At 39.8% G+C, this 15,223-nt stretch carries 18 protein-coding genes; 15 read left to right on the top strand and 3 right to left on the bottom strand.

The genetic code is table 11. The features are described from left to right. Nucleotides 1-194 precede the first annotated feature (194 nt). The 10 genes from SCALIN_RS03410 to SCALIN_RS22540 all read left to right on the top strand — a co-directional run bounded on the left by SCALIN_RS03410 (nt 195) and on the right by SCALIN_RS22540 (nt 6,158). Complete coding sequence (locus SCALIN_RS03410; RefSeq protein ID WP_096892855.1) at nt 195-1,205, top strand: potassium channel family protein; 1,011 nt, start codon at nt 195-197, stop codon at nt 1,203-1,205. 185 nt (nt 1,206-1,390) lie between these two features. Continuing rightward, nucleotides 1,391-1,792, top strand: a complete 402-nt coding sequence (locus SCALIN_RS03405) for a YbjN domain-containing protein (RefSeq protein ID WP_096892854.1) — start codon at nt 1,391-1,393, stop codon at nt 1,790-1,792. Nucleotides 1,793-1,847: 55 nt separating this feature from the next. Next, nucleotides 1,848-2,564, top strand: a complete 717-nt coding sequence (locus SCALIN_RS03400) for a PspA/IM30 family protein (RefSeq protein WP_096892853.1) — start codon at nt 1,848-1,850, stop codon at nt 2,562-2,564. A gap of 159 nt (nt 2,565-2,723) precedes the next feature. Continuing rightward, nucleotides 2,724-2,936 (top strand): DUF433 domain-containing protein, encoded by a 213-nt coding sequence (locus tag SCALIN_RS03395; protein ID WP_230406547.1) that lies wholly within the window; start codon nt 2,724-2,726, stop codon nt 2,934-2,936. A gap of 274 nt (nt 2,937-3,210) precedes the next feature. Continuing rightward, nucleotides 3,211-3,747 (top strand): DUF4178 domain-containing protein, encoded by a 537-nt coding sequence (locus tag SCALIN_RS03390; RefSeq protein ID WP_096892852.1) that lies wholly within the window; start codon nt 3,211-3,213, stop codon nt 3,745-3,747. A gap of 117 nt (nt 3,748-3,864) precedes the next feature. Beyond that, on the top strand, nt 3,865-4,059 hold the full coding sequence (locus SCALIN_RS03385) for a hypothetical protein (RefSeq protein ID WP_133111639.1): 195 nt from the start codon (nt 3,865-3,867) through the stop codon (nt 4,057-4,059). A gap of 248 nt (nt 4,060-4,307) precedes the next feature. Next, the gene (locus SCALIN_RS03380; protein ID WP_162532127.1) at nt 4,308-4,580 is read left to right on the top strand and encodes a hypothetical protein; all 273 of its coding nucleotides are present in this window, start codon (nt 4,308-4,310) and stop codon (nt 4,578-4,580) included. 61 nt (nt 4,581-4,641) lie between these two features. Further along, nucleotides 4,642-5,085 (top strand): hypothetical protein, encoded by a 444-nt coding sequence (locus tag SCALIN_RS03375; protein WP_096892849.1) that lies wholly within the window; start codon nt 4,642-4,644, stop codon nt 5,083-5,085. Between the two features lie 186 nt (nt 5,086-5,271). Next, complete coding sequence (locus SCALIN_RS03370) at nt 5,272-5,811, top strand: hypothetical protein (protein ID WP_133111637.1); 540 nt, start codon at nt 5,272-5,274, stop codon at nt 5,809-5,811. Between the two features lie 215 nt (nt 5,812-6,026). Then, nucleotides 6,027-6,158: a PEP-CTERM sorting domain-containing protein gene (locus SCALIN_RS22540; RefSeq protein ID WP_203415325.1), complete on the top strand. Its 132-nt coding sequence runs from the start codon at nt 6,027-6,029 to the stop codon at nt 6,156-6,158. A gap of 84 nt (nt 6,159-6,242) precedes the next feature. On the opposite strand, the gene SCALIN_RS03360 is transcribed toward SCALIN_RS22540, so the two are convergent. The 3 genes from SCALIN_RS03360 to SCALIN_RS03350 form a co-directional block, all read right to left on the bottom strand. Further along, nucleotides 6,243-7,796: a polyamine aminopropyltransferase gene (locus SCALIN_RS03360; RefSeq protein WP_096892846.1), complete on the bottom strand. Its 1,554-nt coding sequence runs from the start codon at nt 7,794-7,796 to the stop codon at nt 6,243-6,245. Nucleotides 7,797-7,949: 153 nt separating this feature from the next. Then, the gene (locus SCALIN_RS03355) at nt 7,950-8,795 is read right to left on the bottom strand and encodes a DUF350 domain-containing protein (RefSeq protein ID WP_096892845.1); all 846 of its coding nucleotides are present in this window, start codon (nt 8,793-8,795) and stop codon (nt 7,950-7,952) included. Then, nucleotides 8,795-9,493: a hypothetical protein gene (locus SCALIN_RS03350; RefSeq protein ID WP_096892844.1), complete on the bottom strand. Its 699-nt coding sequence runs from the start codon at nt 9,491-9,493 to the stop codon at nt 8,795-8,797. The genes SCALIN_RS03355 and SCALIN_RS03350 overlap by 1 nt, the downstream gene beginning before the upstream one ends. A gap of 272 nt (nt 9,494-9,765) precedes the next feature. On the opposite strand from SCALIN_RS03350, the gene thiD reads away from it, so the two are divergent. The 5 genes from thiD (at nt 9,766) to SCALIN_RS03325 (ending at nt 14,706) form a co-directional block, all read left to right on the top strand. After that, a complete protein-coding gene (gene thiD, locus SCALIN_RS03345) occupies nt 9,766-10,566 on the top strand; it encodes a bifunctional hydroxymethylpyrimidine kinase/phosphomethylpyrimidine kinase (RefSeq protein ID WP_096892843.1) in 801 nt (266 codons plus the stop codon). 178 nt (nt 10,567-10,744) lie between these two features. Next, nucleotides 10,745-11,797 carry a 3-isopropylmalate dehydrogenase gene (locus tag SCALIN_RS03340; RefSeq protein WP_096892842.1) on the top strand — a complete coding sequence of 351 codons (1,053 nt, stop codon included), beginning with the start codon at nt 10,745-10,747 and terminating at the stop codon, nt 11,795-11,797. Between the two features lie 38 nt (nt 11,798-11,835). Further along, the gene (locus SCALIN_RS03335) at nt 11,836-12,471 is read left to right on the top strand and encodes an HNH endonuclease (RefSeq protein ID WP_096892841.1); all 636 of its coding nucleotides are present in this window, start codon (nt 11,836-11,838) and stop codon (nt 12,469-12,471) included. Nucleotides 12,472-12,570: 99 nt separating this feature from the next. Further along, a complete protein-coding gene (lpxK, locus tag SCALIN_RS03330; protein WP_096892840.1) occupies nt 12,571-13,641 on the top strand; it encodes a tetraacyldisaccharide 4'-kinase in 1,071 nt (356 codons plus the stop codon). A 132-nt stretch (nt 13,642-13,773) separates the two neighbouring features. Beyond that, nucleotides 13,774-14,706: a GSU2086 family protein gene (locus SCALIN_RS03325; RefSeq protein WP_096892839.1), complete on the top strand. Its 933-nt coding sequence runs from the start codon at nt 13,774-13,776 to the stop codon at nt 14,704-14,706. Nucleotides 14,707-15,223 lie beyond the last annotated feature (517 nt).

The raw sequence follows: 15,223 nt of genomic DNA, 5'->3' as shown, positions 1-15,223 counted from the left end.
ACCAATGTAGAACTTGGCAATCATTTTATGTGATGTTAGAAGGTAAGTGATAAATGTCACATTATTCGCTGAATTACATAATTCTATGCCGCTATAAGGGTTGTGTCTGACACATAGCACTAAGAGAAGTTTGCATTCGAAAAACCCATACCATAAGTAATATATTTAATTACAATTGCTAAATAGTAGATACCATGATAAATATATTAACTCAATTAATCCGAAACAAGATCACCAGACTGTTCCTCTTAACAATTGCAATTTTGTTTCTTGGTGCAGTTGGCCTCCATTATTTTGAAAAGACTCCTCATATTGTAGATGCATTCTGGTGGAGTTTTGTGACGATTACGACGGTTGGCTACGGTGACATAGCCCCATCAACAGTAGGAGGAAGGATAGTTGGAGTTATTGTTATGGTATTTGGCATAGGATTGCTGGGCATGTTTACGGCAACGATTGCCAGTGCCTTTGTTGAAACAAGACTTAAGGAAGGTAAGGGTGTTATGGATGTAAAGGTCAATGACCATTTCATTATTTGTGGGTGGAGTTATAAGGCAAAAGAGATTATTGCCGAATTACGTGCAGACAAGAAGATTAAAAACAAACCAATAGTTATAGTTGCGGATATTCCAGAGAAACCACTTGATGATGAGAATACTTTTTTTATCAATGGTGAAGTTGATGCTGATATTATGACGAAGGCCAATCTTCGGGGTGCATCAGTTGTAATGATCCTCACAGATGAAAGTCTTGATTCGTATTCGAGAGACGCAAAAGTCGTTCTAAACACTCTTACCATACGGAAGTTAAATCAAGATGTTTATATATGTGTGGAGATCTCTGACGCAAGGAATATGCAGCATGGAAAACTGGCAGGTGCAGATGAGATAATTGTTATAGGTGAGTTGAGTGGTAATCTGCTGGCTCAGGCTGCCCTGGACCATGGTATAACCAAGATAATTACCGAACTTGTCAGTAATCGTTATGGCAACGAATTATATAAAGTAAAACCTCCGGAAAGTTTTATGGATATGAAGTTTATTGATATACTGAAAATTTTAAAAGAAGATTATAACGCTATTATACTCGCAATAGATTCTGGAAAAAATAATAAATTGGTGGCTAATCCTCCCATGGATTATACTATTAAAACCGGGGATGAATTGGTATTAATAGCACAGGAACGTCCGCAACTTGGTAAGTAAAAACAAGAGTTCATCGCAAAGAGCGCAAAGAATAACAATTTAGACAACCTGTATCTATGCTCTGCATGCAACCGACAGCATTAGAACAGAAAAAAGTTTTCTTTACCACAGTTAGCGGGGCTTTACGTCTATACGGTGTATGGAATTAATAATAAATTATATAAATTTGAAATAGGAGAAATGAGATGTCTGAAAATCTGCAAAAGGTGAAAGCTTATTTAGATGAGTTAGAGTTTGCAATCTCAAGTGAGGATGCCGGAGAGGAGATGGTTATTATAGATGATGAGGAGAAAGGTCTCAAGAACCTCATCATTGATTGCGAGGACCCTGTTTTAGTTCTGGAACAGGTGATTATGGATGTTCCGAAAAATACAGAGGGTTTTTTCAAACGACTTCTCCAGATGAATAGGACATTGGTACATGGTGCGTTTGTACTCGATGAAGAAGGGGCAAAGGTCATTTTCAGGGATACCTTACAGCTGGAAAATCTGGACAAGAATGAACTTGAAGGTTCTATTAACGCATTGAGTATTGCACTGGCGGAGTATGCAGGTGAGCTTATTGAGTTTAGTAAAAGCCAGGAATAGATAAAGCATAATATTATTAATTTAAGATAATTTATAATTATGAAGGAGTGATATCATGGCAAGTATTTTTCAGCGTATGTTTAAGGTGGGACAGTCCCATGCGCATAGCGCGATGGATAAATTTGAAGATCCTATCAAAATGACTGAACAGGGAATAAGAGACTTGAAGAAAGACCTCCAGGGGACCATGAAAAGTCTCGCAGAGGTTAAAGGCGTTGCCATTCGCTTAAAGAAGGAAGCTGAGGACAATAAGAGGTTGGCGGCTGATTATGAGCGTAAGGCCATGATGCTGCTTCAGAAGATGCAGAGTGGCGGGATAGATGCGGCACAGGCAGAACGACTGGCAACAGAAGCCTTGAGCAGGAAAGAGGATTGCAGTCAAAAGGCAGTCAGCCTGATGCAAAACTGGGAACAGCAGGATAGAATGGCCTCACAGCTACAGGCAAATGTGTCTAAATTGAGATCAACTGTATCTTCTTATGAAAATGAACTTGTTACACTCAGGGCACGGGCCAAGACCGCTGCGGCAACTAGAAAAATTAATGAACAGGTTGCGAGGGTTGACTCTTCAGGTACTATTTCAATGCTGGAGAAAATGAAGGCAAAGGTAGAAGAGGATGAATCCCTTGCACAATCCTATGGTGAAATTGCATCCGCAGAGACGAGTGTTGATGACGAAATCAATGCCGCGTTGGGCGGAAATCAATTAAGCGCTCCAAGTGACCAGCTCCTGGCACTGAAGGCGAAGATGGGTTTGTTGGAACAGAAATAAACAGTCTCATGCAGGGCCGCAGAGAGCGCGGAGAAAAAATATCTCACACGAAGTATCGAAGTCATAAAGAAAAAACAACCTAGCGGCAGGGTGGATTGTGCTACGTGGATCCACCTTTATTAAATTCGTTTACACTCTCCGCGTGATAACGAACAGTAATTGAAAGGTGAATTAATAGCGGATTGGAAAGACCGGGTTTCTGTAGACCCACAAATGTGTCATGGTAAAGCATGCATTAAGGGGGCAAGGGTAATGGTTTCAGTAATATTGGATAATTTAGCTGATGGAGAAAGTGCTGAAAGCATATTAAAGAGCTATCCATCTTTAAAACAGGGCGATATCCACGCTGCTATTTCATATGCTGCTGAATAAGCCGGAGAACGATTTGTATCATTACCTGTATGAGTGATTCATTGAAATTCAAAATTGTTGAGAATATACCGACTGAAATTGTTGATTGCCTCATTTCTGCTAAGTATGATGCTATATCAGTTTTGGATCAAAATCTTGTCGGAGCAAATGATTCAATATTTCTATTTTTTTTGCCATACATGTCTTAGTGTGAAAAGTGAAATTTTTTATTATTTTCAAGTGTTTTATCTGCGTCTCTGCGTTAAATGTTTTTGTATTTTTTTAAGGATTTAATATGGGCTGGTTTGGTAAGAAAAATAAGAAGGAAGAGTTAGATCCGTTGAAGGATCTTGTTTTGTCTAAACTCAAGGTTGGATATCTTGTCGATTACGATATGAAGACATGGGAAGTTACGGAATACAATACATACGACTGGGACGATGGAGATATCAGCTATGAGTGGGAACTCAAATCCGGAAATGACGTTGCATATCTTGAGCTTGAGGATGATGACGAGCCTGAGTGGATTCTGGCAAAAAAGATATCATTCAAGAGCCTCGGCCAGGGGGTACGTAAGTTTATTCGTGAAAATGATGATCCTCCGAATATGATCCAATACGAGGGAGTAGAGTATACCATAGATGAGGGCAGTGGTGGCTATTTCTGTAAAGGGGGAGGAAAAGAGAGAATTGAGTTCCTGTACTGGGACTACTACGATCTATCAGAAGAGAAGACACTTACCATAGAGCAGTGGGGCGAAGATAAGTTTGAAGCTGCTGTGGGTATCTACGTAGAGGAGTATCAGTTTACAAATATTCTGCCGGGTTTGTGATAAATGTAGTTCCAAATTATATGGAGGGCATCATCATACGTTCTCTTGTGTGAGACTGCTATATATTTAAAGCCGTTCTTTTTAATCAATGCAATAATAAGGAAAGCTGAACCTAAAATGGTAAAGAAGGAGGACAACAATATGCGTGCCGAATATGATTTTAAAAGTGGAGTGCGTGGAAAGCATTATAGGTTAATGCAAAATGGATGCACAATTACTATTCATAAGGAGAATGGTAAAAGTGTTATTAAGGAGGTATTACCGAAAGAGGGCGTAGTGGTTCTTTACTCTGATATGCGTCCATATTTTTAGAATTCGGAATCTGTGAATAAGGCTTTAAGATGTTTAATTCCCCTTCTACCAAAAAACGTAGAGCAAAATCGAAAAAAAACTGACCAATCTCTGATAATATCATTCCGTACTAATAAGAGCCTGAGTCGCGGACTACGCAAGTTTATTCGCGAAAATGATGCCCCCCCCCCAAATGTAATACAGAAAAACGTAGAAAGAAACTTGAACGTCGCTTGATGAGAATACAATGGGAAGATCAAAAACAACCGATGTTAAATGGTAGCAATATACATTATGAGATGGGTGAAAAAGTCAAAGCGATCAGTTGTGGAGGTATTGGACCGATTCACAAGATGGTACTATGGTGTAGGTTAGTGAAAGAGATCAACGCGATGAGGTTGCCAGTGAGAGATTTGAAAAGTAATTGGGCATATATGGTTATTGCCGCATTAGCGTGGAACCTGAAACTGGGTAATATTCGTTTGAACATAACCGTACAGTGTCATAGAGTAAGCCCCGGGCTTTCTCAGGGAGTTCAGTGAAATGAGGACTATTTTTTTAAGACATGGCTGGGTTCCCGCTTGATGATTGCGGGAATTACGAATGGGATATGCGCGGGAAAGGAAGAAAAGAGTGTACAGGTCTCCTTTTCCGGGAATTATTCCTTCACTCCTCGGTGAGCTCGCCGGTATTTCCGTGAAATACTTTTTGCAGTATACAGAGTCCTTTTACGATAATCAATCCGTAGTAACCTCAACTTTACATGCATCTTATGATGATTCTACCTGCCCCTCTATGGAAAAAATCTGTATTTGCCATACACAGTATTGTGGTATTGATTTTTTATCCGTTCTGTTTATATTAACAAATATGTACTCAAGAGTAATCAACTGTCCCGCGCGAAACCGGCACGGGGCACAGTCGGGGGGACTTTGCGCACCCAGAGGTCCTGAATTTAAATCAGGATCTATCCAGCCAGCCAAAAGACTGGCGGGAAAAATGGCAAGAAAAGATATTTTCCCTATTTTCAGACAATTCGTTGAATAAAAAAAAGTCATCAGGAGGGATTAATATGAATCGAATAATGACTGCAACCATTTTAATACTTATCATGGCAGCCATACCCGTTGGATCTGCCAGGGCACAAGTTACGAACTGGCAAAATACTGGGTCAGGTGATTGGAATACTGCAGCGAACTGGGATAATGGTGTGCCCGACTCCACGGTGGAAGCTTGTCGACAGAACAAGAGTTCATCGGCGGCTTGTGGGGAGGCGGTGGTGCATTTACGCAGAGCGGCGGTACGCATACGATAACGAATGATCTGAATATTGGTGAGGCAGCCGGTAGCAGTGGGACCTATACGCTGTCCAGCGGCACGCTGAGGGCCAGTAACAGTTACCTTGGAGGGATCCCCAGTCTCTGCTTCAGGGGAAGCGGTACACTGAACATATCCGAAGACGGTGATGCCATGCTAAGCGTTGTCCTTAAACTCTGGGATGCCGGTGTTGTGAATCTCAGCGGCGGCATGCTGAAGGCTGCCACGATTGATAATACAAACGGTGGTTCTTTCAATGTCACCGGCGGGACGCTCGCCGTGGATACATTTCTGGGGGACCTCTCAGTTTCAGATGCCATGCTTGCCCCGGGGGATTCTCCCGGAGTTACATCGATTACCGGCGATTACTCACAGGATATCGACAGCATCCTCCAGATAGAGATTGGTGGATTACTCGCGGGATCAGAGCGCTCCTGGACGTTTCGGGGACGATGAGTCTGGGAGGGACGCTTGATATAGCTCTGTTTGGATGATTTAAACCGAATGCCGGAGATACGTTTGATATACTGGACTGGGGAACCCTTTCGGGGGTATTTGACGTGATTAACACACCGACCTATTCTTCGGATATATGTCTGATGTATACCTGGGACACATCGTCGCTCTACACAACCGGTGAGATCATGGTATCCAGTGCCGAATCAGCAGTCGTGCCCGAACCCGGAACGATCGTCATGCTTGGAATCGGCCTGGCGGGATTAGGAGTGGTCTACTTAAGAAGAAGGTGGCGGGAGAAAGCCGGACGGGGCAGAGAAGAAAACGGCTCTTATTCTACTGGTTAAGATATCCTCATCTTCCCATTTTTATACAAACAGAAAAAGATCCATGGAAAAAAGGGCAAGCAGGGAATGAGACTGTTTCTTCAATCAATAGACATCCCACGCACCTTTTTTGTAATATTTTACTAAAATGGGGTCAAGGACAGTGTTTACTTTCAGTTTGTCTTTTCGCTCCAGAATTCCTTTACCAAAATGCGCCATTGAAATGATGGCATCTCTGTTCAGGAATTTAGTAGGGGGGGGAGGCAGTTCAATTTCCATTACCTTTTCCTTTAACACTTTATTTGAAACAACTCCTTTTTTCATTCCCAGGCACCAGCCCCATTCGCCGAGTGTCGGAATGTTGTTATGATAGGGCAGTACGGTAAAATCGGCCGATTCCATTGTCTTTATGATACAGACGAACGCATTCGGGGAGTGTACCGGACTGGATGCCTGTGTGACGATTATGCCATATGTATTGAGCCTCCGTCGGCAGAGCGAATAGAACTCTCTTGAATAGAGTCGGGAGAGAGCTACAGAATTTGGGTCGGGCAGGTCAACGAATATAACATCATAAAACTCCTCACTGTCCTCTATAAAGGTAAAGGCGTCCTTGTTTAAGATATTTACCTTTGGGTCAACCATGGAGTTCTGATTGATCTTTGTGATGATGGGATTGTATTTTGCCAGGTCAGTCATTACCGGATCGAGGTCAACGACCGTTACCTTCTCTACGTCCTTATATTTTAAGATCTCCCGTACCGCCAGTCCTTCTCCGCCTCCCAGTACCAGTATATTCTTACTCTGTTCGGAAAGGGACATTGCCGGGTGAATAAGTGGTTCGTGATATTTCTCTTCATCAAATGTTGAAAACTGTTCATTTCCATTAATAAAAAGCCAGTACTTATCCTTCCATTGTGTTATGACAATCTTCTGGTATGTCGTCTGCTGTTCAAAGATTATGCGATCCTTATATTTTTTCTGTTCACTGAAAAGTATAATCGGTTTGACTACAAAAATGAATATCAGAAAAAATGATGTAATAGACCAGAATGAAATTTTTATGGTCTTCTTGTAGTGCAGCAGATGTTTGAATCTCCAGAATAGTATTGACGCTACCAGAAAATTGATTATCCCAAGGGCGATAGGTGTGTAGGTAAGGCCAAAATATGGCAACGCGAAGAAAGCGAACAGGATGCCACCGACCAGGGCGCCATAATAGTCTTTCTCCATAACGGATGATATGTTGACCCTGAGCTCTTCATACGATCCGTTCATACGGGTTACCAGAGGTATCTCCGCACCAATCAGCAAACCGATTAATATACTGAATGCATAGATAAACAGGCCTGTACTCTTGGTGAATGTAGAAGTCCAATAGCATAGCGCTACTGAAACACCACATAGGATGGAGAGGGAGAATTCCAGAAAAATAAATTTGTCAAGCAGGTTATTCAGTATGTATTTACTGATACGACATCCTACGCCCATTGCGAAAAGCATCAGAGACATCAATATCGTCCATTGGAGTATAGGATTTCCGAGAAGATAACTCGCTAGAGTGGAGAGTACAAATTCGGCTACAATGCCCGCACAGCCTGTGGCAAAAATACATATTTTGAGAATTCTGCTTTGGCTTGCTAAATGTGGATTTGGCATGGATGACAGATAATTGAAGATTTATTTTTTGAATTTGAAAAATTGGTACAAGATGTATTAAACACCGATTTTAGTAATAACTATACTTTCAATTGAGAAAATATCCTTGAATGTGCAGGGGTATTTCAGGTAGTTATTACAAACAGTACACTGTTATAAGCACCAGGTTATAAGGAATGATGAACCTATATAAGAGAAGGCTGAAATAAAGGCTGCACCAAGATTTGGTTTTTCCTGATTAACGATTTCATCAGTTAGTTTTGCTCCCGGCAGAAGGACTTTATCCGTAAACAGACGTATCAGAGGTAAAAGGGCGATGCCAAAACCAAAGAAGCATCCGAGAGTAAGCAGACTATCACCCCAGCTGGTAAAGTCTTCACCTATCGCATGTCGAACAATGTTTGCAATTCCAACAATAGCACCGGCGTAACAGACTCCGGCAGCCGCATTATCTTTTTCAATTTCTTCGTGAATGCAATAAGGTGTAATAAGGTTATAAACATAGCCGGTGATTATGAAAGATACCTGACCAATAGCCCAGAAAGCCAGAAGTGTAACTATTCCGCCGCCTTCACCTGAGATAGAGCCGAATATTATCATGCCTGTAGCTAAATAGATAGCCAACTCGACAGCTCCTGTTCCCGTATTCTGGTCACCTATTATCTCTTTCTTGTTGTTGAACTGATACAGAATTACCTTGTCGTTTATGAATGTCGATATGTTCAGCAGTATGATTGCGATTGGTCCGTATATGAATATGTCTATAAGATCAGCTAGCATACCAGCTGATTCACCAACTACAACGCCGCCTATCGCAAATACTAAACCAAGATAATAGCCAACCAGGGAGAGTGCAAACGCACAATTGTCCTTCTTAACCAGCTCATCTTTCACATTGACGTCTCTATGAATCGTATCATAAGCAAGTTTTCCTAACCAGAACAGGAAATAGCAACATACCAGATAGATAATAGCTGAGATTAAATTATCAAAATGCATTATTTTCCGAACCCTCCTCCTCTACCACGGAATGGACTCTGGCTCCTGCCAGCTCTCTGTTTCACTTTTTGTGAGAAACTCTGTTTTGCCATCTTCTGCCTTGCCATCTTCCTCTGGAAGAAGCTCTTGTGTGTCTGTTTTGTTACTGTTCCATTTGTACCGTACTGGTTTTTACTGCCATAATATGGTCTGTTTTTTTTTCGATAATCAGTGTAAGCGCTGTAATCACTTCGATATACAGGTCTATTAACCATACCGAACATATGAGACATAAACATGTATTGTCCATAAAATGCCCAGAATGAATTACCAGACCTGTCCTGTTTCCACTCACCATATCTGCTATCTCCTATATATTGATAGCCTGGTGGGGAAGGTGTCTTTATATAACCATCTTCTGTTTTAGACAATAGAGACATTCCAAGATAGTTCTCGTTATTCCGGTAATAAGGTTCTGATACCCGGGTAAAACCGGTGTACTGAATATTATCTTTAATGATCACCTTGTATTTATGATAATATTGTTTAAAAACGCTTCCTCTAATCTCCATATCTTCAAGAATAATTGAATATTCGGGTGTGTTTTTCAAGTTTGCAGATATCTGCTCAATTGGAGAACGTTTAGCACCGCATGACTGTAATGTCATTACCACGCATATTAGAACACATGTAGTGACAATTTTTTTTGTTAAAGACATTTTAAGAATTTCCTGCTTATTCTATATTATATTAAAAACAAAGACTTTCAAAATGAACCAATATTACATAAGTGGATTATATAACGCTTTTATTTAGAATTGTCAACCTAAATGTATGATATAATGTGATGTAACTGTAACTAAGTTTAAAGCGCCTAAAGGTAGAAAAGTTTTATAGCTCTGTAAATTTGAATAGTTTTCTATTAATATTATTTCTTTAATATAATTACGTACAAACCTGATATAACCATTAAGGGAAAGATAGCTAAAGAATGTATAAAGTTCTTACCATAGCCGGTTCAGATTCTTGTTGTGGCGCTGGAGTACAGGCTGACCTTAAAGTGATAAGTGCTCTCGGCGCATATGGCACATGTACAATTACCGCATTAACCGCGCAAAACAGTCTTGGTGTTAGCTCCGTTTTTGATGTTCCGGCATCATTTATCAGTCAACAGATTGATGCAGTTATTTCAGACATTGGCACTGATGCACTCAAAACAGGAATGCTTGTCAGTGAGGAGGTTGTAGAGATTGTATGCGACAAGTTCAAGAAGTATAGTCTTAAAAATCTGGTAGTAGACCCTGTTATTACATCTCATACAGGTAAAAGGTTATTGACAGGTGAAGGCGTTAGAAAACTCGTAACTGAATTAATACCGTTATCTTGCCTGGTAACTCCAAATATTCCGGAAGCTGAAATTATGACAGAACGTAAGATAAAGAATTTTTCAGATATAAAAGAGGCGGCTGCTGTCTTATACGAGCAGGGAGCTTCAAATGTGCTGATTAAAGGAGGACATGTAATAAATAATGGTAATGAGGATGATATAAATGAAGAGATTATTGATCTCTTTTATGATGGAAATGAGTTCCAATGCTTCAGGGAAAAACGGATAAACATGAGCAATGTTCACGGTACTGGATGTATGTATTCAGCAGCAATAGCGACGGAGTTGGCAAAAGGAAATGAGATGATCGGTTCCATTACAACTGCAAAGAAATTTATAACAAAAGTAATAAAAGAATCATCAATGCCTGGTAAAGGTTCCAGGTTAGCTGATTTTTACTCTTGAAAAAGTAACAATAATTGTTAGTATCTTTTTTGTGTGTTGCGCAAATACCAGGGATCGTTTTCCAGGCAGTATTTTTTTTTATGGCCTGTTTGGGAAACGCTCCCTACATAATTTTATCAAAATAATTAAATTCAGATTTATAGTTTTTTAATTCAAACAAAAGAAAGATATTATAATAATGTATAAAATAGCAACCATACCCGGGGATGGTACCGGGCCGGAAGTAGTTCGTGAAGGATTAAAGGTTCTGGAGGCAGCAGCTCAGAAGCATGGGTTTAAATATGAGTTAGTTGACTATGACCTTGGTGGCGAAAGGTATTTAAAGACAGGTGAAATTTTGCCTGATTCTGTAGTTGAGGAACTTAAACAGTGCAATTCAATTTTTCTTGGGGCGATTGGGCATCCTGACGTACAGCCTGGCATCCTCGAAAAGGGCTTGCTTCTGAAAGCACGATTTGCATTACAGCAATACATAAATTTACGTCCTGTAAAATTGTATCCTGGTGTAGATTGTCCTCTCAAGGACAAAGGACCTGATGATATTGATTTTGTTGTAGTGCGTGAAAATAACGAAGGTCTGTATGCAGGAATAGGCGGGTTCTTAAAGAAAGGCACTCCTGAAGAAGTCGCGACACAGGAGATGATCAATACAAGGCAGGGGGTAGAGCGCTGTATTCGTTACGCGTTTGAATATACAAGAAAACGAGGTAAAAGAAAGCAGCTGCTGCTATGTGCCAAGACAAACGTCTTGACTTACGCTCATGATCTGTGGTGGAGAGTATTTAACGAAGTAGGTGAAGAGTACAGCGATATAAAACGTGAGTATGCCCATGTTGACGCTACCTGTATGTGGATGGTAAAAAACCCAGAATGGTTTGACGTTATTGTAACGTGTAATATGTTTGGTGATATAATTACAGATTTGGGTGCGATGATCCAGGGAGGAATGGGAATCGCTGCGGGAGGAAATGTGAATCCCGAAGGTGTTTCGATGTTTGAGCCGATTGGAGGATCAGCCCCTAAATATACTGACAAAAACGTTATTAATCCGGTTGCAGCTATACTTGCGCTTACAATGCTTCTTGAACAGTTAGGAGAGGACAAAGCAGCTGCTTCTATCGAAAGAGCGGTAATAGATGTTATAGGTAACAAACTGAAAGGGGTAAATGCCGGACAGATGGGCTATTCAACTTCTGAAGTTGGCGACCTTATAGTAGCGAATATTGCGTAACAATCTGTGTGTTTTTGTAAAGGCAAAAGGGAGTCTTTATGCAGAGTACTATCGCGTTGGAATCCAGTGTTCTGGTTTTGAACAAATTCTATGCGGCTGTACACGTCGTAAATGCGAAGAGGGCATTTGCGATGCTATTTAAAGAGTGTGCTGAGGTTGTATCTGTAGATGAAGGTCAGTATAATTCATACGATTTTTCAAGCTGGGTAGATGTTTCAGCATTTAAGGAGGAATACAGGTTACCGGATGAGGATCGATATGAAAGCATCAAGACAGTTTCGCTGGAAATCAGAGTTCCAAAGATTATCAGGTTAGTTGTTTACGATAAGCTTCCCCGAGCAAATATAAAATTTAATAGAAAAAATATTTTTGCCAGAGATAAGAACAGGTGTCAGTATTGTGGCAGAAAGTTCTCCACATCAGAGTTGAGCCTGGACCATGTTATACCAAAGACTCAAGGAGGGACCAGTAACTGGAAGAATATTGTCTGTGCCTGTACAAATTGTAATAAACACAAGGGAGGTAGAAGACCCGCAGAAGCCGGAATGAAACTGATTTGCGAACCGATTAAACCGAAGTATTGTCCAATTATTCAATTAAAACTGGGTTCAAATAAGTATAACTCCTGGAAACAGTTCCTGAGCAATGCTTACTGGTCGGTCCCTCTCGAATAAATTCAATTATAATGCACGGACAAAGAGTTCAAAGAGTTCCTGAATCGGGTTCAGCACAGTGACTGTCCATGTCACCCAAGCTTTCTGCTTATCATTCTCATGATAAAGGAATATTATCTATCAATTCTTTCCGGACAGCAAAGAGGATTTGTTGCCGCTATAATCAAGTCAACTCTTACCACTTTTACGTTACCGTATTCAGCGGTGCTGAAAACAAGAAATGCTCTCTACAACAATGGTATTGTCAGGAGTACCAGTTTACCAGCAAAGGTTATCAGCATTGGGAACATTACCACAGGGGGTACTGGCAAAACACCTCTTGTAGAGTTTTCAGTTAAGTATCTTCGTGAAATTGGCAAGAAGGTTGCAATCTTGAGCAGGGGTTATGGTGGTAACAATTCTTCACAAGAAGATAATGAGATTACTAATGACGAGTGTCTTGCTTTAAAGGAAAACCTTCAGGATGTGCCTGTCCTGGCAGGTAAGGACAGAGTAAAGAACGGTGAAAAAGCAATAAGTGAGTTTGGAGTAGATTGCGTAATCCTTGATGACGGTTTTCAACATTTTAAACTGAAGCGTGATCTTGATATAGTAGTGATTGACGCTCTTAATCCGTTTGGTGGAGGGAAACTTATACCAAGAGGGGGCCTGAGAGAACCGCTTAGAAATCTTGGACGTGCAGACCTGTTTATAATATCACACTGTGATCAGGGTAAAGAACAAACTATCCAATCAATTTACACAAGATTAAAGCAGATAAACCCTCGTGCATCTGTCTGTGAATCTAATCACACTGCTGTACAAATTGATAATATTAAAGATGGTACGGTTTTAGAACTTGAGTGGTTGAAAGGAAAAAGGGTTTATGCCCTCTCTGGAATAGGCAACCCGGAATCCTTTACATTCACGCTGAAAGGACTTGAAGCTGATTTAATAATGCATAGAGTGTTTCGTGATCACCATAACTATACTCAGTCAGAATTAGACAAGGTTATATCTGACTCGCAGTTACTAGGTGCTGATGCGATTGTCGTAACGCAGAAAGATATAGTAAAAATAAGGAAATTGGAGGTAAAAGGTGCTAATATACTATCACTTAAAATTGAGATACAGATTACAAAGGGAATTGAATTGTATAAAGAGGCAATTGATAGGGTTGTTAAAAATTGAAATACAATCTGGATCTTATCGAAAGGGATGTTTGGAATAACAATACATCTCTTCCGAGAGGATCTCAATTTTAATTTAACTGTATACATATTATCATATCCTTTGGAAAGGTCTGATAGAAGGGATTAGGTTTTGAAGAAACAAAAAAAAGAATATAAACCGATAGACCTGAAAAAGATAAAGACATACCCAATAAAGAAGAGAAAGAACCTTGTCGATATTGGGCAATTCGGCAAACCTGTCGAGTTTAAGAATATCAATAAATTTATTGACTCACTACCAACGGTCCTGGCCGCTGATGATCTGAGGAAAGTAATCGATAACATTGTTAAGGCATACAGTAAGGATCGTCAGGTAGTATTGGCAATGGGGGCCCACGTTATAAAATGTGGATTATCACCTATCGTCATAGATTTAATGAAGCGTGGTATTATTACTGCAGTTGCAATGAACGGGTCCGGCGCAATACATGATTATGAAATATCTTTGATCGGAGAGACTTCTGAAGATGTATCGAACTGCCTTAAGGATGGGACTTTCGGCATGGCGAAGGAAACCGCTGAAGCAATTCAGGCTGCAGCATCAGTGCCTGAGGTTGGATTGGGCAGGGCGCTTGGAGATAAAATATTAAAGGACAAGAATAGCTATAAACAACATAGTATCCTGGCAGAGGGAGTTCGGTTGAACATACCGGTGACTGTACACGTCGCAATTGGTACAGACATAATCCATATGCATCCCTGTGTATCGGGAAGTGATATGGGAGAATCAAGCCATGTAGATTTTAAGAAACTATGTTCTGTTGTATCTGATCTTGAAGGTGGAGTCTGGCTGAATGTTGGGTCTGCTGTCATAATGCCTGAAGTATTCTTAAAAGCTATAACAGTCGCAAGGAATCTCGGTAGAAAGGTCAATAATTTTACAACGGTTAATATGGATATGATTCAGCATTACCGACCTCAGACGAACGTAGTAAAGCGTCCTACCACTCATGGTTACTCCATTACAGGCCACCATGAGATTATGCTTCCACTCCTAAGATTGGGTGTCATTTCAAATTTATAAAATATTTTTATCGTTTATTTCAATTGTTACTTTATAAAAACATATCGTAATTATTAGTTGTTGTTGACAAATGATTGTTGTTTGTATAAAGTAACAATCTGGATCACGTTTTTTTCTCTTTTATCAAGATAAAAAAATAGAAAATGAAAGAATATTATTTTTAAAAACAAAACAAAATAATTTTCTGGCCTTTTACCCTTGTTTTCTGCAAATCACAATACAATAAATGGAATTTCATGGAATACATGAAGTACATTTTGCTATCAGCAATCATAACATTTTAATTATAAATGTTTACTGCTAGTTGTTATCTTTTTGCCTATTTTGATATGGATTTTGTCCTTATATTTATAATATAATACATGTATAATATTCCCATATTTTTTATTTTATTTTTAAACAATTCTATCTAAATATTTAAAGGATTGTCTTTATCGGTACAGTAACAACTTCTGTATTTCATTTCTGAATATAAAAGTGTAGTAGTGTCTGCGAACATATTATGGCTTTCTATTTG

It is taken from the genome of Candidatus Scalindua japonica, assembly GCF_002443295.1.
Lineage (GTDB): Bacteria > Planctomycetota > Brocadiia > Brocadiales > Scalinduaceae > Scalindua > Scalindua japonica.
This window is presented reverse-complemented; position numbering and strand designations above follow the sequence as displayed.

Bases quoted from the DNA above. Each gene is read 5' to 3' on its own strand.
- SCALIN_RS03375 (WP_096892849.1), top strand. From the start codon at position 4,642: ATGGGATATGCGCGGGAAAGGAAGAAAAGAGTGTACAGGTCTCCTTTT.
- SCALIN_RS03400 (WP_096892853.1), top strand. From the start codon at position 1,848: ATGGCAAGTATTTTTCAGCGTATGTTTAAGGTGGGACAGTCCCATGCG.
- SCALIN_RS03360 (WP_096892846.1), bottom strand. From the start codon at position 7,796: ATGCCAAATCCACATTTAGCAAGCCAAAGCAGAATTCTCAAAATATGT.
- lpxK (WP_096892840.1), top strand. From the start codon at position 12,571: ATGATAAAGGAATATTATCTATCAATTCTTTCCGGACAGCAAAGAGGA.
- SCALIN_RS03350 (WP_096892844.1), bottom strand. From the start codon at position 9,493: ATGTCTTTAACAAAAAAAATTGTCACTACATGTGTTCTAATATGCGTG.
- SCALIN_RS03335 (WP_096892841.1), top strand. From the start codon at position 11,836: ATGCAGAGTACTATCGCGTTGGAATCCAGTGTTCTGGTTTTGAACAAA.
- thiD (WP_096892843.1), top strand. From the start codon at position 9,766: ATGTATAAAGTTCTTACCATAGCCGGTTCAGATTCTTGTTGTGGCGCT.
- SCALIN_RS03385 (WP_133111639.1), top strand. From the start codon at position 3,865: ATGGTAAAGAAGGAGGACAACAATATGCGTGCCGAATATGATTTTAAA.
- SCALIN_RS03405 (WP_096892854.1), top strand. From the start codon at position 1,391: ATGTCTGAAAATCTGCAAAAGGTGAAAGCTTATTTAGATGAGTTAGAG.
- SCALIN_RS03380 (WP_162532127.1), top strand. From the start codon at position 4,308: ATGTTAAATGGTAGCAATATACATTATGAGATGGGTGAAAAAGTCAAA.
- SCALIN_RS03355 (WP_096892845.1), bottom strand. From the start codon at position 8,795: ATGCATTTTGATAATTTAATCTCAGCTATTATCTATCTGGTATGTTGC.
- SCALIN_RS03340 (WP_096892842.1), top strand. From the start codon at position 10,745: ATGTATAAAATAGCAACCATACCCGGGGATGGTACCGGGCCGGAAGTA.
- SCALIN_RS03390 (WP_096892852.1), top strand. From the start codon at position 3,211: ATGGGCTGGTTTGGTAAGAAAAATAAGAAGGAAGAGTTAGATCCGTTG.
- SCALIN_RS03410 (WP_096892855.1), top strand. From the start codon at position 195: ATGATAAATATATTAACTCAATTAATCCGAAACAAGATCACCAGACTG.